14 protein-coding genes and 1 other RNA gene are annotated in these 21,398 nt (G+C 56.8%); 8 read left to right on the top strand and 7 right to left on the bottom strand.

The window, feature by feature from the left end:
• Positions 1 to 5 precede the first annotated feature (5 nt).
• The gene (gene smpB, locus CAG25_RS09925) at positions 6 to 488 is read left to right on the top strand and encodes an SsrA-binding protein SmpB (protein WP_007953781.1); all 483 of its coding nucleotides are present in this window, start codon (positions 6 to 8) and stop codon (positions 486 to 488) included.
• A 50-nt stretch (positions 489 to 538) separates the two neighbouring features.
• Here the strand turns inward: smpB and CAG25_RS09920 are convergent, their stop codons facing one another.
• Complete coding sequence (locus CAG25_RS09920) at positions 539 to 1,306, bottom strand: FCD domain-containing protein (RefSeq protein ID WP_039769141.1); 768 nt, start codon at positions 1,304 to 1,306, stop codon at positions 539 to 541.
• Between the two features lie 262 nt (positions 1,307 to 1,568).
• On the opposite strand from CAG25_RS09920, the gene CAG25_RS09915 reads away from it, so the two are divergent.
• The 7 genes from CAG25_RS09915 (at position 1,569) to ssrA (ending at position 10,073) form a co-directional block, all read left to right on the top strand.
• Positions 1,569 to 3,263: a lactate permease LctP family transporter gene (locus tag CAG25_RS09915; RefSeq protein ID WP_085611294.1), complete on the top strand. Its 1,695-nt coding sequence runs from the start codon at positions 1,569 to 1,571 to the stop codon at positions 3,261 to 3,263.
• A 150-nt stretch (positions 3,264 to 3,413) separates the two neighbouring features.
• Positions 3,414 to 4,238: a (Fe-S)-binding protein gene (locus CAG25_RS09910; RefSeq protein ID WP_085611293.1), complete on the top strand. Its 825-nt coding sequence runs from the start codon at positions 3,414 to 3,416 to the stop codon at positions 4,236 to 4,238.
• Positions 4,235 to 5,689 carry a LutB/LldF family L-lactate oxidation iron-sulfur protein gene (locus tag CAG25_RS09905; RefSeq protein ID WP_085611292.1) on the top strand — a complete coding sequence of 485 codons (1,455 nt, stop codon included), beginning with the start codon at positions 4,235 to 4,237 and terminating at the stop codon, positions 5,687 to 5,689. Before CAG25_RS09910 ends, CAG25_RS09905 begins: the two co-directional genes overlap by 4 nt.
• On the top strand, positions 5,689 to 6,360 hold the full coding sequence (locus tag CAG25_RS09900; RefSeq protein ID WP_011332385.1) for a lactate utilization protein C: 672 nt from the start codon (positions 5,689 to 5,691) through the stop codon (positions 6,358 to 6,360). The genes CAG25_RS09905 and CAG25_RS09900 overlap by 1 nt, the downstream gene beginning before the upstream one ends.
• Positions 6,357 to 9,179: an FAD-binding and (Fe-S)-binding domain-containing protein gene (locus CAG25_RS09895; RefSeq protein ID WP_085611291.1), complete on the top strand. Its 2,823-nt coding sequence runs from the start codon at positions 6,357 to 6,359 to the stop codon at positions 9,177 to 9,179. The genes CAG25_RS09900 and CAG25_RS09895 overlap by 4 nt, the downstream gene beginning before the upstream one ends.
• Positions 9,180 to 9,309: 130 nt before the next feature.
• Positions 9,310 to 9,588 (top strand): hypothetical protein, encoded by a 279-nt coding sequence (locus CAG25_RS09890; RefSeq protein WP_011332383.1) that lies wholly within the window; start codon positions 9,310 to 9,312, stop codon positions 9,586 to 9,588.
• Between the two features lie 95 nt (positions 9,589 to 9,683).
• Positions 9,684 to 10,073: a transfer-messenger RNA gene (ssrA, locus tag CAG25_RS09885) on the top strand.
• Positions 10,074 to 10,398: 325 nt separating this feature from the next.
• Here the strand turns inward: ssrA and CAG25_RS09880 are convergent.
• Genes CAG25_RS09880 through CAG25_RS09855 form a run of 6 tightly spaced genes read right to left on the bottom strand, consistent with a single transcriptional unit; the run spans position 10,399 to position 21,242 of the window.
• The gene (locus CAG25_RS09880) at positions 10,399 to 11,115 is read right to left on the bottom strand and encodes a M48 family metallopeptidase (RefSeq protein ID WP_085611290.1); all 717 of its coding nucleotides are present in this window, start codon (positions 11,113 to 11,115) and stop codon (positions 10,399 to 10,401) included.
• Positions 11,115 to 14,267 (bottom strand): type I restriction endonuclease subunit R, encoded by a 3,153-nt coding sequence (locus CAG25_RS09875; protein ID WP_085611289.1) that lies wholly within the window; start codon positions 14,265 to 14,267, stop codon positions 11,115 to 11,117. Before CAG25_RS09875 ends, CAG25_RS09880 begins: the two co-directional genes overlap by 1 nt.
• A gap of 19 nt (positions 14,268 to 14,286) precedes the next feature.
• On the bottom strand, positions 14,287 to 16,260 hold the full coding sequence (locus tag CAG25_RS09870; protein ID WP_085611288.1) for a DUF262 domain-containing protein: 1,974 nt from the start codon (positions 16,258 to 16,260) through the stop codon (positions 14,287 to 14,289).
• Positions 16,253 to 17,647, bottom strand: a complete 1,395-nt coding sequence (locus CAG25_RS09865) for a DUF262 domain-containing protein (protein WP_256575334.1) — start codon at positions 17,645 to 17,647, stop codon at positions 16,253 to 16,255. The genes CAG25_RS09870 and CAG25_RS09865 overlap by 8 nt, the downstream gene beginning before the upstream one ends.
• 11 nt (positions 17,648 to 17,658) lie before the next feature.
• Complete coding sequence (locus tag CAG25_RS09860; protein WP_085611286.1) at positions 17,659 to 18,774, bottom strand: restriction endonuclease subunit S; 1,116 nt, start codon at positions 18,772 to 18,774, stop codon at positions 17,659 to 17,661.
• Entirely contained in the window at positions 18,765 to 21,242 is a 2,478-nt protein-coding gene (locus tag CAG25_RS09855; RefSeq protein ID WP_085611285.1) for a type I restriction-modification system subunit M, read from the bottom strand. Before CAG25_RS09855 ends, CAG25_RS09860 begins: the two co-directional genes overlap by 10 nt.
• Between the last annotated feature and the right edge of the window lie 156 nt (positions 21,243 to 21,398).

The following is a 21,398-nucleotide window of genomic DNA, read 5'->3' as shown; positions in this document are numbered from 1 at the left end:
CCCCTATGGCTAAACAGAAGAAACACCCAACAGGGACCATCGCGCAAAACAAAAAGGCGCGACACGATTACTTCATCGAGCACAAGTTCGAGGCTGGTCTGGTCCTGGCCGGCTGGGAAGTAAAAAGTCTGCGGGCAAGCAAGCTGCAACTGGTCGACAGTTACGTGTTGCTCAAGGATGGCGAGGCCTGGTTGCTCGGCAGCCACATCACGCCTCTGATGACCGCCAGCACCCACGTCATTGCCGACCCGGTGCGTACCCGCAAGTTGCTGCTCAACCGCCGCGAGCTGGACAAGCTCGCCGCCGCCGTGCAGCAGAAGGGTTACGCCTGCGTGTGCCTGTCCTGGTACTGGAGCAAGCACATGGTCAAGTGCGAGATCGCGCTGGGCAAGGGCAAGAAGGAATACGACAAGCGTGATACCGAACGCGAACGCGACGCCGGTCGCGAGTTGCAGCGTGCGGTGCGCAACAAGGGCAAGGAAGACTGATTCCTCTGCCTGAATGACCGTTCCCGCGCCCGGCACGGGGGCGGTCTTTTTTACATCCCTTTGCGTCGCTCGGCGCGAGCCATGCGCTGCACTTCCTGGCGCACTTCTTCCAGCACTTCCTGCACATACAGAATGTGTCGGCTGGACACCTCACGCGCCTGTTCCGCGCGCCCCTCGATAATCGCCAGATACAACTCCCGATGCTGGGTGATCAGCATGTCGCGGGTTTCTGTGCGCTGCTTGTACATGCCACCGATGTTGGTCACGACGTTGCGCTTGAGCAGATCGAACAGCCCGCGAATGGTGTGCAGCAACACCGCGTTATGACTGGCTTCGGCAATCGCCAGGTGGAATTTCGCATCCGCCGCGCCCTCTTCCGCCCGGCTCACTTCGTCATGACGCGAATAGCAGTCCTGTAACTCTTCAAACGCAGCCGTCAGCCGTTCACGATCCACATCCGTGGCGCGCAATGCTGCGTAATAGGCACACGATGCCTCCAGCGTGTGGCGAAATTCCAGCAGATCACGTTGCGCCTCGGGATTGCTTTCCAGCAATTGCAGCAGCGGATCGCTGAACGTCGAACCGAGGCTTTCCACGACATAGTTGCCGCCGCCCTGCTTGCTGACCAGCAACCCCTTGGCCGCAAGCTTCTGAATCGCCTCGCGCAACGAGGGCCGGGAAACGCCGAACTGTTCCGCCAGTGTCCGCTCGGCTGGCAGGCGCTCGCCGGACTTCAGCGTGCCCTCGAGAATCATCCCTTCCAGTCGCTCGACAATGTCGTCAGACAAACGGCGCTGACGTATCTGATCAAACCCCATCACTCAACTCTCCACCATCCCGACCACTCGCCGGGCTCTCTATTCTGGCCTATCGACGCTGCGCCGACACCTGCCAGATGACGCCAATTCAACCGGTGCAATCCGACTCGCCGTCCGGTTGTTCGACAAAAGTTTTAGGGCGGCAAATTGACACACCGACATCAAGGCTTTTACCCTAGCCGACAGCACTTGTAAATTGGTCTTACCAATTAACCAAGTACGCTGACAGTGCCTGACCAACAACAATTAGGGGCCACCCCATATGCAAACCTGGCAACAGCTCTACAGCCCGCTCGGCAGTCTCGGCGTGTCCGCACTCGCGGCCGTCATCCCCATCGTTTTCTTCTTCCTCGCCCTGGCGGTGTTCCGCCTCAAAGGTCATGTGGCCGGCAGCATCACGCTCGCCCTGGCCATCGCCGTGGCGATCTTCGCGTTCCAGATGCCGGTCGACATGGCGTTCGCCGCTGCCGGATATGGCTTCGCCTATGGTCTGTGGCCGATTGCCTGGATCATTGTGGCAGCGGTGTTCCTGTACAAACTGACGGTCAAGAGCGGTCAGTTCGAGGTCATCCGCAGCTCGGTGCTGTCGATCACTGACGACCAACGCCTGCAGGTGCTGCTGATCGGTTTTTGCTTCGGTGCATTCCTGGAAGGTGCCGCCGGTTTCGGTGCACCAGTGGCGATTACCGCTGCGCTGCTGGTTGGCCTGGGTTTCAACCCGCTGTACGCCGCCGGCCTGTGCCTGATTGCCAACACCGCGCCGGTTGCGTTCGGCGCACTGGGGATTCCGATCATCGTGGCCGGGCAAGTCACCGGCATCGACGCGTTCAAGATCGGCGCCATGACCGGTCGCCAACTGCCGTTGCTGTCGCTGTTCGTGCCGTTCTGGCTGGTGTTCATGATGGACGGCCTGCGCGGTGTGCGTGAAACCTGGCCGGCGGCGCTGGTCGCAGGCTTGAGCTTTGCCGTCACCCAATACTTCACGTCGAACTTCATCGGCCCGGAACTGCCGGACATCACATCGGCCCTGGCCAGCCTGATTTCGCTGACCCTGTTCCTGAAGGTCTGGCAACCGAAACGTGCCGCCGGCCAGCACATCGTCGGCGCCGTATCCGCTTCGGTGGTCAGCGCCAGCGTCGGCGGTTTCGGCCAGAAGCGCACCACCGTCGCTTCGCCTTACAGCCTCGGGGAAATTTTCAAGGCGTGGTCGCCGTTCCTGATCCTCACCGTGCTGGTGACTATCTGGACCCTCAAGCCATTCAAGGCCATGTTCGCCGCCGGCGGTTCGATGTACGCCTGGGTGTTCAACTTCGCGATTCCGCACCTCGATCAACTGGTGATCAAGACTGCACCGATCGTGGCCGCCCCGACCGCGATCCCGGCCGTGTTCAAACTCGATCCGATTTCCGCGACCGGCACGGCGATTTTCTTCTCCGCACTGATCTCGATGCTGGTGCTGAAGATCAACTTCAAAACTGGTCTGACCACTTTGAAAGAGACCTTCTACGAACTGCGCTGGCCGATCCTGTCGATCGGCATGGTGCTGGCGTTTGCCTTCGTCACCAACTATTCCGGCATGTCCTCGACCATGGCCCTGGTGTTGGCGGCAACCGGCGCGGCATTCCCGTTCTTCTCGCCGTTCCTCGGCTGGCTTGGCGTGTTCCTGACCGGTTCCGATACCTCGTCCAACGCCCTGTTCAGTTCGCTGCAAGCGACCACCGCACACCAGATCGGGGTCAACGACACCTTGCTGGTGGCCGCCAATACCAGCGGCGGCGTGACCGGCAAGATGATCTCGCCACAATCGATCGCCGTGGCCTGCGCAGCAACCGGCCTGGTGGGCAAGGAATCCGATCTGTTCCGCTTCACCCTCAAGCACAGCCTATTCTTTGCAACGATTGTCGGCCTCATCACTTTGGCTCAGGCCTACTGGTTCACCGGCATGCTGGTGCATTAAGCCGACAAGCAACATGGAAAAAACCGACACCGGTTCGTGATTCCGGTGTCAGCAATTCACAACCCGGTCTGTAAGGCTGCTGAAAGCAACGCGCTCTATATTCGGCAGCCTCAACAGACGGATAACCGGGCCCACCCGGAGACACGCCTGATGAGCGAGCTTTTTTACAACGCTGTGCCCAACGCCACTCGCGTCGCACCGCCACTGCCCGAACCCCGGCAATACCCCAGCGAGAAACCGTCGCGGGTCTACCTGTTCGGCACGTGCGTGGTCGACCTGTTCTATCCGGAAGCCGGGATGGACGCGATCCACTTGCTGGAGCGCGAAGGCATCCGGGTCGACTACCCGCAAGGGCAGAGCTGCTGCGGACAACCGGCCTACACCTCGGGTTACACCGAGCAGGCACGGACGGTGGCGCGCTCGCAACTGGCGCTGTTTGCCGGGGACTATCCGGTGGTGGTGCCGTCGGGTTCGTGCGCCGGAATGATCCGCGAGCATTACGCCGACTTGTTCAAGGACGAGCCGGAAACGTTGAAACAGATTCAGGCCCTCGCGGCCCGTACCTATGAGCTGGCCGAGTTTCTGCTGTTCGTCTGCAAGGTGCAGCTCAAGGACAGCGGCGAGCCGGTGAAAGTGGCGCTGCACACCTCGTGTTCGGCGCGACGGGAAATGAACACCCACTTGCACGGGCGCGAGTTGTTGGCGCAGTTGAGCAACGTGGAACGGGTCAATCACGACCATGAAAGCGAATGCTGTGGCTTCGGTGGGACATTCAGCGTCCGTATGCCAGACATTTCCGGCGCGATGGTGGCTGACAAGACCCGGGCGTTGAAGGAATCCGGCGCGCATCAGGTACTCAGTGCCGATTGCGGCTGTCTGATGAACATCAACGGCTCGCTGGAAAAACAGCAGGAAGCACTGCGCGGGCAACACCTGGCGAGTTTTCTCTGGCAACGAACCGGAGGTGCGCGATGAGCACTTCCACGATTATTCCTACGGTTGCCGTAGAAGAAGATTTCCGCACCCGGGCACACAATGCCCTGGGCGACTCGCAGTTACGGAACAACTTCCGCACTGCAATGGATTCATTGATGACCAAGCGGGCAGCGGCTTTCAGCGATGCCCACGAAAGAGAACACTTGCGTGCCCTGGGCAACTCGATCAGGGCGCGTGCGCTCTCCAAGTTGCCCGACCTGCTCGAGCAACTGGAACAGAACCTGACCCGCAACGGTGTGACAGTGCACTGGGCGGAAACGGTGGACGAGGCCAATGGCATCGTTCTTTCGATCATCCGCGCTCACGAGGCGCGGCAAGTGATCAAGGGCAAATCGATGGTCAGCGAAGAGATGGAGATGAACCATTTCCTCGAGGCTCGGGACATTGAATGTCTGGAGTCCGACATGGGGGAGTACATCGTCCAGCTCGACCACGAGAAGCCTTCTCACATAATCATGCCGGCAATCCACAAGAATGCCGGTCAGGTCGCGTCCTTGTTCCACGACAAACTTGGCGTGGAATACACCAAGGACGTTGACCAACTCATTCAGATCGGTCGCAGGGTCCTGCGGCAGAAGTTCTTCGAAGCGGACATCGGCGTCTCCGGTGTCAACTTCGCCGTGGCCGAAACCGGTACCCTGCTGCTGGTGGAAAACGAAGGCAACGGCCGCATGACCACCACCGTGCCGCCGGTGCACATCGCCGTTACCGGTATCGAAAAAGTCGTGGAAAACCTGCGCGACGTAGTGCCGCTGCTGTCATTGCTGACCCGCTCGGCGCTGGGCATTCCGATCACCACCTACGTCAACATGATCTCCGGCCCGCGCAAAGAACACGAACTCGACGGCCCGCAGGAAGTGCATCTGGTACTGCTCGACAACGGTCGCAGCCAGGCCTTCGCCGACAGCGAACTGCGCCAGACGCTGAACTGCATCCGCTGCGGCGCCTGCATGAATCATTGCCCGGTCTACACCCGCGTCGGCGGCCATACCTACGGCGAGGTTTACCCCGGCCCGATCGGCAAAATCATTACTCCGCACATGGTCGGCCTGGCGAAAGTCCCGGATCACCCGAGCGCTTCTTCGTTGTGCGGAGCCTGCGGTGAAGTGTGTCCGGTAAAAATTCCTATTCCCGCACTGCTGCGCCGCCTACGCGAAGAGAACGTCAAAGCCCCCGACAGTCCTCATCAAGTGATGCGCGGCCAGGGCAGCAAGTATTCGCGCAAGGAACGTCTCATCTGGAACGCCTGGGCGAAGCTCAACAGTTCGCCGACCCTGTATCGACTGTTTGCGTTTTTTGCCACGCGACTGCGCGCCCTGGCGCCGAACAACGTCGGCCCGTGGACGCAGAATCACAGCGCGCCGAAACCCGCCGCCCGCTCATTGCATGACATGGCTCGCGAACACCTGGCCAAACAAGGAGACCGTTGATGAGCGCCAAGCAAAATATCCTCGGCAAGTTGCGTAAAAGTCTGACCGGCACCACGCCGATTGCCGACAACTTTGACGTCGATCTGGTGACCCAGCCTTACACCTACAGCGCCGAACAACGGATCCCGCAACTGCGCAAACTGATGGAAGCGGTGCACACCGAAATCCACCTGACATCCGCTGATGGGTGGCCGGCGCTGCTGGCGCAACTGCTGCGCGACCGCCAGTTGCCGAGCCTGCTGATCGCACCGACTACGCCTCACGGGCAGCGCATCACACAACACTGGGCGAACAATCCTGATCTGCCGGCGCTGAAATCCTACGACCGGCCGATGGAAGAATGGAAAGCCGAGCTGTTCAACGACACCCCGGCCAGCCTGACCGGCACCCTCGGCGCCATCGCCGCTACCGGCAGCCTGATTCTCTGGCCGACCCGCGAAGAACCACGGCTGATGAGCCTGGTGCCGCCGGTGCATTTCGCCCTGCTCAAGGCCAGCCAGATTCGTGACAACTTCTATCAGGTGCAGCAGGAATTCGAGTGGGCCCAAGGCATGCCGACCAATGCATTGCTGGTGTCCGGCCCGTCGAAAACCGCCGACATCGAACAAGTCCTGGCCTACGGCGCCCACGGCCCGAAAGACCTGGTGGTGTTGATCCTGGAGGACCAATGACCTTACCGGCGACTTTCCTGCGCGATGCGCAGCAATTGATTCCTGCCGAACGGCGTTTCGACGATCCGCTGTCGACCCTGGCTTTCGGCACCGATGCCAGCTTCTACCGGTTGATTCCGCAACTGGTGATCCGCGTCGAATCCGAAGATGAAGTGGTAGCGCTGCTGAAACTGGCCCAGCGCGATCAGGTCCCGGTGACCTTCCGCGCCGCCGGCACCAGCCTGTCCGGCCAGGCGATCAGCGATTCGGTGCTGATCGTGCTTGGGGATAACTGGAACGCGCGTGAAATCCGCGGACAAGGCACACAAATTCGCCTGCAACCGGGGGTGATCGGTGCCCAGGCCAACGCATGGCTGGCGCCATTCGGACGCAAGATCGGCCCGGATCCGGCGTCGATCAACGCCTGCAAGATCGGCGGCATCGTCGCCAACAACGCCAGCGGGATGTGCTGCGGCACTGCGCAAAACACCTATCACACGCTGGCCGGGATTCGTCTGGTGCTGGCCGACGGCACGCGACTCGACACCGAAGATGCCACCAGCGTCGAGGCGTTTCGAGTCAGCCACGGTGAATTGCTGGAACGTCTGGCGAGCTTGGGCCGCGAGACCCGCGCCAATGCCGAACTGGCCGCGCGAATCCGCCACAAATACCGACTGAAAAATACCACCGGCCTGTCGCTCAACGCCCTGGTGGATTTCGATGAGCCTGTGGATATCTTGAGCCACTTGCTGGTGGGTTCCGAAGGCACCCTCGGCTTCATCAGCGCGGTGACCTACGACACGGTGATCGACCACCCGAACAAGGCCTCGGCGCTGATCGTATTCCCGGATGTGGAAACCTGCTGCAACGCCGTCACCGTGCTGAAAAGCCAACCGGTGTCCGCCGTGGAACTGCTCGACCGCCGCAGCCTGCGCTCGGTGCAGGACAAACCCGGGATGCCGGCTTTCGTACAGCAGCTGTCGAACAATGCCTGCGCGCTGTTGATCGAATCCCGCGCCGCCTCTTCCACTTTGCTGCAGGAACAACTGGCGCAGATCATGGCCTCGCTCAGCGCCTTTCCGGTGGAAAAGCAGGTCGACTTCACCGAGGACCCGGTCGAGAACGCCCGCCTCTGGGCAATCCGCAAAGACACCTTCCCTGCCGTCGGCGCGGTGCGCAAAACCGGCACCACGGTGATCATCGAAGACGTGACCTTCCCGGTCGAGCAACTGGCCATCGGCGTAAACCGCTTGATCGAGTTGTTCGACAAACACTCCTACGACGAAGCGATCCTTTTCGGACACGCGCTGGAGGGCAATCTGCACTTCGTCTTCACCCAAGGCTTCAACAGCACGGAAGAAGTCGCACGCTATCAGGCGTTCATGGACGACGTGGCGCAACTGGTGGCCGTGGAGTTCGGCGGTTCGCTGAAGGCCGAACACGGCACCGGGCGCAACATGGCGCCCTTCGTCGAACTGGAATGGGGCAGTGACGCCTATCAATTGATGTGGCAACTCAAACGCCTGCTCGACCCCAACGGCATTCTCAATCCGGACGTGGTGCTCAGCGAAGACCCGCAGATCCACCTCAAGCACCTGAAACCGCTGCCGGCGGCCGACGAGATTGTGGATAAATGCATCGAGTGCGGTTTCTGCGAGCCGGTCTGCCCCTCAAAAGGTCTGACCCTGAGCCCGCGCCAGCGCATCGTGATCTGGCGCGACATCCAGGCGCGAAAGCGCGCCGGTATCGACACCACCGAACTGGAAAAAGCCTACGAGTACCAGGGCATCGATACCTGCGCGGCGACCGGCTTGTGTGCGCAACGCTGCCCTGTAGGAATCAACACCGGCGAGCTGGTGAAAAAGCTGCGCGGCCGTCACGCGACACATACGAAAACCGCCAACCTGATCGAAGGAAATTTCGCCACCACCCTGCAAGGTGCACGTTTCACACTGCATGTGGCCAACGGTGCGCGGACGTTGTTGGGGGCACCGCGCCTGGCGAAGCTTTCAGCGACCCTGACGCGGCTGTCCAAAGGTCAAGTGCCGCTGTGGACCCACGCGATGCCGCAGCCGGAAAAAGCCATTCGCTTCAGCCCGGCCGTGTCGGACGAGCGCCCGCGCGTTGTGTATCTGGCGGCCTGCGTCTCGCGTGTGATGGGGCCGGCGGCGGGCGACAAGGAGCAGATGTCGCTGTACGACAAAACCCGTGGTCTGCTGGAAAAGGCCGGTTATCAAGTGGTGTTCCCGGACAATCTGGACAACCTCTGCTGCGGCCAGCCCTTCGCGTCCAAAGGCTATGCCGAGCAGGCCGAGCACAAGCGTCAGGAGCTGATCGGCGCGCTGCTCCAGGCCAGTCGCGGCGGGCTCGATCCGATCTATTGCGACACCAGCCCCTGCACGCTGCGGCTGGTGCAGGATGTGGGAAATGTTCGCCTGGATCTGTATGACCCTGTGCGCTTCATCCGTACGCACCTGATGGATCGGCTCGACTTCACCCCGCAGGAAGCACCGATTGCCGTTCACGTGACCTGCAGCACTCAGCATCTGGGGGAAAGCCAGGCGCTGATCGACCTGGCGCGCAAATGCAGCAAGAACGTGGTGATTCCGGAAGGCATTCACTGCTGCGGTTTCGCCGGCGACAAGGGTTTCACCACGCCGGAGCTCAACAACCACTCCCTGCGAACGCTCAAGGACGCGGTGCAACAATGCAGCGAGGGGATTTCCACCAGCCGCACCTGTGAGATCGGTCTGACGCAACATGGTGGAATCGACTACCACGGTCTGGTGTATCTGGTGGACCGGGTAACCCGAGCCAAAGCCCCCGCAACCGCCCTCTGAAGAAAAATAGAACCCTTGTGAGCGACCGCAGTCCACAGAACAGGCCCCGAACAATCGGGGCTTGTCCTCCATTCGGTTGCCCGTCCTGACGGCCAGCGAAGTCTGGATCCCTCAGTTCAAGGAGATTCATATGAAACGTTCTGTACTGTTAGGTCTGTTCGTTACTGCCTCGATGATGGCGTCGGCTTCGTTCGCTGCCGACAAGCCCGCTGACTTGTGTGATGCCAATCTGCAAACCATCAACAACGCCAAGGCGCAGGCAATGGCCTCACCCGACCTGAGTCAACGGGTAGAAGCCAGCGTGCAAAAAGCCCAGGCACTCAAGGCCCAGGGCAAGATCGACGAATGCGTGGCTGAAACCCAGCAAACCATTCTGGAAATCCGTAAAACCAGCGGAACCAACAACTGATCGAAGCTCAGGCCAACCTTCGGGTTGGCCTTGTGAGCCGTTTGGCGTACACTGCGCAGGCTTGTTGCTCATAAGCCACACAGAGCGCCAGGCTCGGGGCCGTTTAGGATTCGACGCCGGTTGCGAAACTCTAGGTGCATGCCGACTTGGTAACAGAAGTCGTAAATCCACTGTTGCAACTACTTATAGTTGCCAATGACGACCAATACGGTGCTGCTCTCGCTGCTTAATTGCAGCTGACATGCACTCCTGGCACCTTCGGGTCCAGCAATCATCAGGGGATGTCTGTAAACCCAAAATGATTGTCATATAGAACAGAATCGCCGTGCAGTACGTTGTGGACGAAGCGGCTAAAACTTACACAACTCGCCCAAAGCACCCTGCCCGTCGGGTCGCTGAGGGTTAACTTAATAGACACGGCTACGCATGTAGTACCGACAGCGGAGTACTGGCGGACGGGGGTTCAAATCCCCCCGGCTCCACCAGATGATCAATCAAAGACGTCCACGGACGTCTTTTTTTGTGTCTGCGATTCAGTGCTGATTTTATGAATTTCAGAGCAGCACCTGTTTTTTCGGCCAAAGAGGCGTTTTACGCAGGAACGTAAAAATAGCTCAACGGCACCAATCGCTTGGCCTCTGGATCGGTAGCCGGATTTTGACCACTTCAAGACCGTCTTAGGCTATTGGCGGGGTAGTCATCTCATGCCAGCCACTTTTCGCATTGAACGCTATTACTACTGACATCATCGAAAACGGCCTCTGTAATTGACGTCAGCAGGTAAATGGTTTTGTGATGGCCTGAGCAGCGTCACTCACTCCAAACCTCAGCAGACAACGGCAACTCATTCAACTCGGCTCGGGCCTCACGCCATTTTGGAAAATGCTCCCCAAGAATGGAAATAAAGCGCTCATTGTGGGTGGGTTCGAGTAAGTGAACTATTTCGTGAACGATCACGTATTCCAGCAGGTCTTTCGGCTTCTTCACCAACTCGGTGTTCAGTCGAATGTTCCCTGCTTGATGGTTGCAACTGCCCCATTTGGTCTTCATCCGCTGCAGGTAATAACCAACCACTTTCACCTTCAGCTTACACTCCCACTTCCTGATCAATGCAGGCACAACGGCGTGCAGTTGCAGCTTATGCCATTCGTGCATCACTTCTGCGCGTTTTTTTGCATCGCTGCCTGGGCGAACAGTCAAGGTAATGCGTTTGTGGTCGAGCACCACCGATGGTTTCACATCCTGATGGCTAACCACCATCAGGTATCGACGACCCCAGATATAGTGGCTTTCTCTTCCCACAAACTCACGCGGCGCCTCACGCGCCTGCGCTTCCAGTTTGCTCTGCTGCTCGCGAATCCAGCCCAGCCGGGAAATAGCGTAAGCCCGAGCGACTTCAATCCGTGTATTTGTTGGCGCGACTAACGTTACCCGCCCCTCGGGCGGGTGCACACTCAGGTGGACATTCTTGATGTCCTTCCTGGTCACCGAAATTGAAATATCGCCCAGCTCAATAATCTCGTTCATCAATAACCCTGTTGGTTCTTGATGATCTCGAATATCGCCGAAGTCGCTACACGGTCACGCCCCATCAAAGGGAACAGCGCATTAAGAACCTGCGCCTCCCGCGCAGAGTCGCCTCGCCAGGACGAAGGGGCCGATCCGCGCATCGCAAGATCAATATCCAAAGCCAGTTTCACCTTTGCCTCTTCATCTATCGGGCACTGGAAGGTTGTCGTTGCAATGCTGTCCAGATTGTTGAACAACACGATGGCTTCCCGACGCCCGCTCAGTGCAGTTGGAGAGTTTCCTCGACCCTTCTGCGCCAGCTGTTTGACCAGCGCCTCCGCCTTGCGCAGGAACGCCTCGTAAGCGGCTGCATCTTCACGGCTCTGCTTGATCAAATCCTCGAGCAGCCTCGACATACCCTCGTAGAACTTCGGGTCTGTCAGTTGCTCTCGAATGATGGTCTTACGTACGTTGTTGATAATGCCCTCAGCAATCGCCCCCTTGGAGAGGTTGCCTTTGGCGTTGAGCTTTTTGGCAATGGCATCGTGAACGCCAGTCTGAACGATCAATTCAACCAGTGAGAAATTATCAACTGTGCTCATCGAGTCGGCGTGGTCTGCCTGAATATAAGTATTGAGTAAATGCCGCATGTCCGATTCGAATGGCTTGATATCCAACTCTTCACCGGAATGTTTCTTGATCGCCTCACGCACGTCTGCATAGAACTGCACCTCAGTCTGCAGCCTCCCTGCTTCAGTAGCCGAGTAACCCGCTTCGGTGAGGTTCTGCGCCAAGTCGGCAAACGCCCGCACAAATGAAGCCACCGCCTTATAGAACGACACCCGCAGTACTTCAGTCTCATTCAGCCCATTGGCGTTAGCGGCTGCACCACAGAAGTAATGAATAAACTGCTCAACCTCCCGAGGCGGCGCCACGGGGGCGCACAGGTAACTCAACGCCTCGCGGGCGGCGTCCAGCTGTTTCTTGCCCTCAACCAGCCAGTTCTTGAGCTCGATATTGTTGCTGCCTCCACTGCCTGCGTCGACATCCAGCTCGTCAGAGGTGTACACCGAGATAGCGTCTTGTACATCTCCGAACAGCTCTTTGAAGTCGACGATATAACCAAAATCCTTGTCATCGCCGTCGAGGCGGTTGGTACGGCAAATGGCCTGGAACAGGTTATGGTCACGCAGTTCGTTATCCAGATAGATATACGAGCAGCTCGGTGCATCAAAACCGGTCAACAGCTTACTCACTACGATGAGTAATTTCAGGTTGGCCGGTTCTTCAATAAAACGGCGCTTGGTCTCTTCTTCATAAGCAGTGGTGGTCTGGCCCGGCTTCAGAACGTACCGAGTATAAGTATCGAACTTGTAACGCTCATCGCTTTGCGCCGGTTCGCGGGAAATCGCATTGTGGTTCGGCTCATAGGACGTGATGATCCCGCAGTGAATACCGAACGAGGTGTTCTGAAACAAGCGCAAGTAGTGGCACGCATCGTAGATACTTGCCGCCACCAGGATAGCTGTGCCCCGGTCATTGTTCAGCCTTGGTTTCAGACCGAAGTCCTCGATGATGCTGGCAATGATGCGCTGCTTTCGCTCACCGGCACTCATCAGCGCTTCCATGGTTGCCCAGCGCTTCCGCAGGATCGACTTCTGGTAGTTATTCAAGGCTTTGGTTCTTTGCTCGAACCAGGCATCAATACCCTTTCGCGAAATCAAACGCTGTGGCACATCGCGCGCTTCATACTTCAGGTCCAGCACCACTTTGTCCGCCACGGCTTCGTGGAACTTGTAGGTGTGGATGTAAGTACCGAATACATCGCGCGTAGTCTGTTTGTCCTTGCGCAGCAGCGGTGTACCGGTAAAGCCGATAAACAGTGCATTGGCCAGCCACTGCTTCATTTGCTTGTTCATGTCACCACCTTGGGTGCGGTGACATTCATCCACGAATACATAGAAGCGCCCATGCATGGGCGGCGGCGGTACGCTGAGATCCGGTTCAAACTTGTGCAACAGTGCACAGAGCAGGCGCGGCGAGGGAGCGGAAAGCTTTTGCACAAAATCGGCACGGGAGGTAATACGTGGCGAGGGCGAGTCGTTACCGATTACTCCGGCATTACGCATCACCCCGGATATTTGCTTGTCCAGCTCATCGCGATCGGTGATGACCAGAATGCGTGCCTCAGGATCATGCTCCAGCAACCACTTGGCGATCAGCACCATCAGAATGCTCTTGCCACTGCCCTGGGTATGCCAGATAACCCCACCCTCTTTACGACTAACCCGCTCTTGCGCGGCCTTCACTGCGGCGTATTGATGAGGGCGCGGCACCTTCTTGATGCCTGCATCGAAGATGATGAAGTTACGAATCAGATCGAGTAAACGAGACTTCTCGCACATCTGCGCCAGTGGGACGTCCAGCAAGTAACCAGACAGTGGCACGTCTGCACCCGTTAGCACTTGGTAGCGAGCAGGCATCTCCCGCAGAGCATTCAACTCTTCAGCCCCAGCAATCAGGGAAGACTCCTTCCACTCGACAAAAAACTCGGCGCGGGTAGTCGTGGTGCCGTAGCGCAAGCCTTGGGAGTCACTACCGGCGAAAACCAACTGCACTGTACTGAAGAAACCCTGGTTGAAGATTTCCTCCTGGTTGGTGATCAGTTGGTTAATACCATCGCCCACTTCTACCGAACTACGCTTGAGCTCAATCACACCGATGGCGATACCGTTCAGATAAATCACCAAATCAGGGCGGCGCTCATGACCGCCGCGCAAGGTCACTTCTTCAGCAATGGCGAAGTCATTATCCTCAGGGTGCTCCCAATCAATCAGATGCACCGTTTCGTGGGCCTGCCCAATGGCTACCTGTACCGGCACGCCGTAACGCAGCAGTTGGTAGGTACGCAAATTAGCCTGATACAGCGTGATGCCCGTGGAATCAGCAGCAGTCATCAGCTTTTGCAACGCTGCTGATATTTGCGCATCGGAGTAGCCCCGCTGCTTCAGGTTTGCCTGCAGCAGATCGACTTCAATGTTGCGATTTTGCCCACGTTTGCTCCACTCACCCAAATAGTTGTAGCCAAGACAATCAGGCCGCGACGTGTCCGTAAACAAGGCCACAATGCGATTCTGGGTGCGACGTTCGGAGCGAGGTTGTTGAATCATCAGGTGCATCCTGCAATGTTTACTCGGATTCGTGTTTGCTGACGAGACTGTTGAGCAACACGTAATTCATTTGTTCGGAATGGGCTCGAATGGCGTCGGCATCCCAGGATTCTGTTTCCATCATCAGATACTGTTTAACGCTATCGATGCTGTTGTTTTTATAAAACTCTTTCTTGGCCGAAGGCATGAAATTGCTCAAGCGAGAGTTCTTGCTGTGGCTGATCAGGCATAGATTGCCAAACGAATTGAGCCTTTCAGCGTCGAGCCGAGCCTGACCGTCCAATGGATTCTGCGGGTAGAAATGCTCAACAGAACTACGGAAGGTGAACTCGTAGGATTTAACCGGCTCTTTTGCCCTGTGTTCAAGCCAAAGCAGGTAGTCCAGAAAGTTGAACACTAAGTTGTTTTCGATGTTGCCGAACGTCAGCCGGGACTCAATCGTCTCTGCCGCAATACTTTCACGACGTGTCTGACAGACGCCCCGGTTGGTATAAGTCATCGCAAAGTAGTCCAGGCCTACGTCTGGAGCCAGAAAGCGATCAAAGACAAACGCCTTGGCGACCGACTCCATGTGCTGCAGGTAAGCCGGAGCCTCAATCTGTTCAACATAAAACAGGTGAAACAGCGCCGCATTGAGCCAATGCTTGTAAACCAGCGTTGGCGTAGAAACATGAAACGCTGACAGCAGCATCAGGATGCGGCGGTTGATGCCCTCGTTGCCATCCTCCTCGCCGAAGGTATTTACATAACTCCCGCGACCCACCCGGCTACGTTCTCCGCCTTCACTCCATTTGAAACGTTTGAGGCTCCAGCCATCAGCGCCCTTGATGAACTCACGCTTGATTACATACTGGTCAAACAGATACTTGCAGCGCAGCAGACTAAAGGTAAAACGCTTCACCGCGGCTACAGGATCTGGCTGCTTGAGCACATAAGCTTCAAAGGTATCGAGCAGACGCTTGTCATCCAATGGGATGTCGGCTTTCGTATCGACACGCAGTACGTGCAACAGGAAGTTCGGGAAGTTGATAACCGTGTTGAAACGCTCTGGCGCGTCCTCACTTGACTCATCCTGCTTCACCGCAACCGGCGCCTTAGCAATGATCTGATCAAGCGTTAAGCGGGTTTCCTGCTTGGCCGCTACCTCTTGCGAACTGTGCAGCGCAGCCCGCAGCGCATCAAAGTCAGCAAGCTCAAACCGTCCCCAGTCCTTGTCGCCAAAAATGCTGCCACGTTGACCTGGCGTGAAGCCCATTTGCACATAGCGCTCCATGTTCGCGCAGGCTTCCCAAACGGCATGCAGGCAGTTCTGGCTCTGCTCGCAGCCCTGCAACTCCTTCATCATCCGCGCCTTGAGCACCTCGTGCTTTTCGAGCTGCTCACCGCGGTTATTCATGATCTCGAAGTAATGGTTCAGATCGGTATCCGCCGGGACCTTCACCCGCATGATTTGCACGTAGCGGAACAGGTAGTCGTAGAACTGTTGAAGCGAAACGCTGTTCTCTTTCAGCTTTTGCGGCAAAAGTTTCTGGATGAGGCGGTAGCCATTGAGGATGCCTGTATTGATCTGCTTCTCCGCCAACACCTCGGCAGGGTCGTCGTTGAATTTCCCTTCGAAGACGGCGGAAAAGGTGGCTCGCGAATGCTCACGGCTATCGAAGTGGATACTCAGGTTCGAGTACCAGGCAAGGTCAACCAACCGCGTGTTCTTCAAGTACGAAGTCAGTAGCGAGAGGGTCGTCAGGCGCTGTTGGCCGTCAATGGTTTCAAACAACGGTGTTTTACTATCCGGTCGCTCATACACCACCAAGGTGCCAATGTAGTAATTGCGCGCTTTATCGTCCTTCTTCGGCAAGTAATCGATCACGTCCTGAATCAGCTGCGTGATTTCGCCCTCCTCCCAGGCGTAATTACGTTGATACATCGGGATGACGTACTCATCCCGACTACTGAGCAGCGCCTTGATGGAGAGCTGACTGATTTCGCTACTCATAATATTTCATCGCCTTGAACAGAGCTTCGATCTCGCCGGTTCTGGTTGACTTCTGGCCGCTCAATACCGGCAGGCTGCAGTTAATAAAGTCCGCAGGACGTGTGGCGTCTTTGATCAACCGGAACAGATTGTTCTCCAACACGTGGTTATCCATGCTGGCCAGCTGCACCACCTGCATCTTCAAGCGCAGGCTGTAGGCCCAGATGAAAATCTTCTCGATGGCACGGGAGATTTCTGCCTGACCGAACTTGTCGATGTAGTAAATCAACAGGCAATCGAACATCGCCCGTACGTAACAATCGCCGGTGCGGGTTCTTGCCGGATAGCTATTGAGGGTATCCATGATGGTTTTCGCATAGCCATCAAGCCCTTCAGCACCCACCAGTTCATGCCCGTTCCAGGACTCGGCGCTGATCCGCACCACCTTGCCCTGATAATGGCTGATCAGCTCAAAGAAGCGTCGGCCATTGATGATGATCTGATCCAGATGGAAGGGAAAACAAAGCTCGCGCGAGTCGATCTTGCGCTCGTACTGTCCGTTGTAGTTATCGACAAAATGGTGGGCGATACGTAGCTGCTCTACATAGGGGTAGCCGGCCACTGTGTCGATATTCACGCCCTTGAACAAGTCGCTGTCTTCCTTGCTGAAGTAACGCGCCGAAACCCCTTTCGACCAGTTACGGATGCGGTACAGGTATTGCGAGAACAGCGTGGCCAACTCATCGGTATCTGCGTTTTCCCAATGTGCCACTGTGGCTGCTTTCAACTGCTCGTCACCCGGGCTGAACTCACGCAGATGGTAAGCCTTGAGCAAGTCATGAGGCTCCAGATCCCGGCCCCGCGCATTTTGCGAGTCGAAAAACTGGAAGGCTTCCGATACATCGTTAAGCGTCACGGCAACGACTTGGCAATTGTTCAGTAAGAAATCGATATGCGCCTCGGTAAAGTCCGGACGGGAAACGATGCGGGCCACCTCAAGGTAATTGCTGTGGATGTTCTTCTGCGAGATCTCGCTGGTAAAACCGGGGTTCACCATCGCTCGCTCAAGCTCGAGCAGACGTTCGCGCAAGTCTTTGCGTTCGAGCTTTTTTTCCTTATTCCGCTGGATCAGCGCACGGGCCGCCAGCAGCAGGCTGATGGTCCGCTGCTGGCCGTCGACGATGTTCTTTGTCTCACCATTCTGGTGAAACACGATGGTGCCCAAACGGTAAGCCGACTTGTCCTTATGGATGGCGATATCGGAGAACAATTGATTGATGTTCTTGCCGGTCCACTTGTAGGGGCGCTGGTACTGGGGAATATCCAGCGCCGAATCCATGAGCAGCTCGTGAACGCTGATGATCTTGCTGGATAGCTCAGTAGCCTGCAGCAGTTGAGGCGCATCCATGCTCATTTTGGTCATAGCAGTCGGGTTTTTCCGGTTAGCAGTTCTTGCATCACGCCTTGCTTGAGGCTGCGGGTTTTGGTTAGGCGTTGCTCAAGAGCGGCAAGCTCGGCATCCATATCGGATAGTACAGCGGCGATGGCGATTTGTTCGGGGTAGGGTGGTATTTCAACCTCAAATGAATGCACGTCATTTCGGTTCAGTGTTGGAACTCCTGATCCAGTAGCAAACCGTTCGAAGTTAATTTCCGTGTAAAGGTAAAAAACATAGCGAGGATCGTTGCCCTTGAAAGAGGTGACCCAAAGTGCGGTGTTGTGCGGCCAGAAGGGACCATCAACAAATGTCACGCTCCCAATGGTGCCGGAACGCCCTGTAATCACACCAGGCCCCTGCACTTGGGCTTGAGCGTGGTAGTTCATCACTCCATTGGAATACACAACAGGATATGGTCCAGGCCGAAGGCTCGGATTGGGTAAGTCAAAACCACGTTGCAATGGTGCAATGTCGCCAATCCGCTTCATCTCCCACTCGCTGTGGAAACCGGGAAGACGGATTTGGCCGGTGAGGAGTTGTTGCACGGCGGCCTGTTTGAGGTCGCGCTTCTTGGCGAGAAGCCGCTCCAATGCACCTATTAGCGCATCCACATCACTCAACGCAGTAGCGATGGCGCGTTGTTCGTGCGGAGGAGGAACAGGGAGTCGATACTTTGAAATCTGCGGAGCGGTCAGTTGCGGAACGCCAGTACTCTCATTTGCAAATTTGACGCTATTGTTAATAACTTGTGCGAAGTAAAAACCAGCCATCTCGCACTTTGGCATTAACACAAGAACTCGACCGATTGCGGTGTAAGGGTGATTGCGGAAATTCGCCTTACCAACCATACCGCGAGCTGTAACCGTAATAGAATTAGCCGGATGATCGGAATAGGAACAATAGCCATAGAGGCCGCTGCTCGTCAGTGCGTTTGAATAAATCGGAAAGGGGTGGATGGAGCTCTGAAAAGAATGAGAGCGCTTCGGGTCAAAATCGGCCCCTGCTGTAATATCGAACAAATCGCTGAAAGTAGATACATCCCAATCCTCCGGGATGCCGCCAAACTCCGTCTTTTTGTAGCCCGGCTTCACTGCCATACAGCCCCCATCTTTTTCAGATGTTCGTCCACACGACTGGCAAGGGTTGCCACTTCATCGGTGAGTTGTGGCAATGGGGTGGCGTAACGCTCGCTCAGCTCGCGGATGCGTCCGGTCAAAGTCTGAGAGACTCGGTCGAGTTCGCCCTGTACGGCAACGGCCAGGGTCGCGACCCACTTATCATCCACCACCAAATTTTTGATCTCGCCCTCGCTAAGCAGCGGGTATTTCGCGTGGATCTTGTCCTCGAGGGCTTCTTGTGCCTTCTTGAGCCTGGCCTTGAGGCTGCTTTGCTGATCAATCAACGTGTCGTATTCGGCCAGTACCTTGAACTCATCCTCATAATCCAGATCCATGCCAATCTCGCGTTGACGTGTCTTGATCGCTTTACCGGTGACCTTCTGCTTGTCACCATCCCCTTCAACCACTTCGCTAAGCGAGCCATCCTCCCCGCTGTGCTCTTCAAGCATTTCGCCCATACGCTGCTCGACGGCGGCAAGCTGGGCTTCAAGGTCTTCAATAACGCTACTCTCGACCATGAAATAACGGGCAATCAGAATCTCGACCGGAATTAGGTCGGACTTGAAGCGGCGCTTGCCCAGACAGTAGTCATGCTTCTCAGCCCAACCCAACTTGTTGTTCTTATCCTTTACCTTGAGGATTTCGCGCACTTGAGCTCCGGCTTTCCAGCCGTCGGCGCTGATCAGGTAGCAGTCGTCCTGCATGGTCTCGGCCCAGTAGTCCATCAGGTGCTGATAGATGTCGTAATGGTCGAGCAAAGGCGCTTTGGCGAAGGCACTGAGCAGGTCTTCGGACAGTGTGGCAATCAGCTCCTTGGGGTGGCTGTTGACTGCAAAGTTTTTCAGCTGGGGGGTGCTGTCCACCAGCCATTGGTTGAACAGCTTATCCACTCCAGCCTTGAAGGCATTGAACTGCGGATGGCCGAAAATGACCGATTTCACCTCAGGGCTGACCAGCTCAAAGTAACCGGGATGGCTGGCCGGCTTGAACAACGCCGTGCGCAGCGCTGGCATCACCTGCCAGTAGCTGTCGAACGCATCGATATCACGCTCGGGAATACCACCGCGCAAATGGCCGTCGATGTCCTGAATATCCTCAGGCTCGGTGCTGTCGATATAGCGCGGCAGGTTGAGGTTGAAGTCGTTCTTCGGATCGCTGATTTCGTCGAGGGTCACCATGCGGGCATAGCGCGGGTCGCTTTCATCCAGTCGGATAAAGGTATCGACGATCTTGTGCACATCCTGATCGCGCAGGCGATTCTTCGGGCCGTCTTTGATGAAGCCCTTGGCGGCATCGATCATGAAAATGCCTTTGCGCGCACTGGCGTTCTCCTTGTCCAGTACCAGGATGCAAGCGGGTATGCCTGTGCCGAAAAACAGGTTGGCCGGCAGGCCGATAATGGCTTTGAGATAACCGGAGCGTACCAGTTGCTCACGGATCACTGCTTCGGCATTGCCGCGAAACAGCACGCCGTGGGGCAGAATACAGGCGCCTTTGCCCGTACTTTTCAGTGAGCGGATGATGTGCAGCAAAAAGGCATAGTCACCCTGCTTGGCTGGCGGCTCCCCCCAGGCAAAGCGCTGATAAGGATCATTGGCTGGCGTCAGTCCGACGCTCCAGCTCTTGACGGAAAACGGCGGGTTGGCCACTACGTAGTCATAGGTACGCAGTTGCTCGCCGTCCTTGAACTTGGGCGTGGACAGTGTGTTGCCCTGCAGAATGTTGGCGGTCGGGAAGTCGTGCAGGATCATGTTCATGCGGGCGAGTCCCGCAGTGGTCACGTCCATCTCCTGCCCTTCCAGGGTAATGTGCTTACCCGCCTGGTCGGCCACTTTCAGCAACAGGGAGCCTGAGCCGCAAGTCGGGTCGTAGACACTGGTTTTGGCCACCGTATTGGCCGGGCTGATGCCGATGACTTGGGCGATGACACGGCTGACCTCGGACGGGGTATAGAACTGCCCTTTGCTCTTGCCGCTTTCGCTGGCGAAGTGGCGCATCAGATATTCGTAGGCGTCGCCAAGAATGTCGTCGTTATCGGCGCGGTTCTTTGAGAAATCCAGCTCGGGTTTCTCGAATATGGCCACCAGGTTGGTCAGGCGCTGCACCATCGCATCGCCTTCGCCCAGCTTGTTTGGGTCGTTGAAGTCGGGGAAGTCACTACGCGCAAGCCGGCTGTTGGCATCGATCAACGGCTGGATGATCTGTGTGTTGATCTTGTCGCCAATATTGGCTTTGCCCTTGAGGGCGATCATGTCTTTAAAGCTGGCGCCCGCCGGGATGTTGACCGGTGGCGCGAAGTCATCCGAATTACCGTACTTATCGGAGATGTACTTGATGAACAGCATGAAAAGGACGTAGTCCTTGTACTGGCTGGCATCCATCCCGCCGCGCAACTCGTCGCACGAGGCCCAGAGGGAGGAGTAGAGATCGGATTTTTTGATAGCCATTGGCAATCCTGACTGGGGTAAAGAATAAATGCGCAGGCGCCGCAGTTACGAGCCAACCCGTGGCGCCGGCGTAAGAAAGGGGTCGACAGATGTTTGTTGCGAAGCGGAGCTTTACCTGCGGTTAATGGGTGAACCTTATCTACTTCGGTTTCGTCG

Origin of the sequence: Pseudomonas sp. B16(2017) (assembly GCF_002113205.1) — a bacterium.
Classification (GTDB): Bacteria; Pseudomonadota; Gammaproteobacteria; order Pseudomonadales; family Pseudomonadaceae; genus Aquipseudomonas; species Aquipseudomonas pharyngis.
The sequence above is the reverse complement of the archived record's forward strand: the minus strand, read 5'-3'. Positions and strand labels throughout refer to the sequence as shown.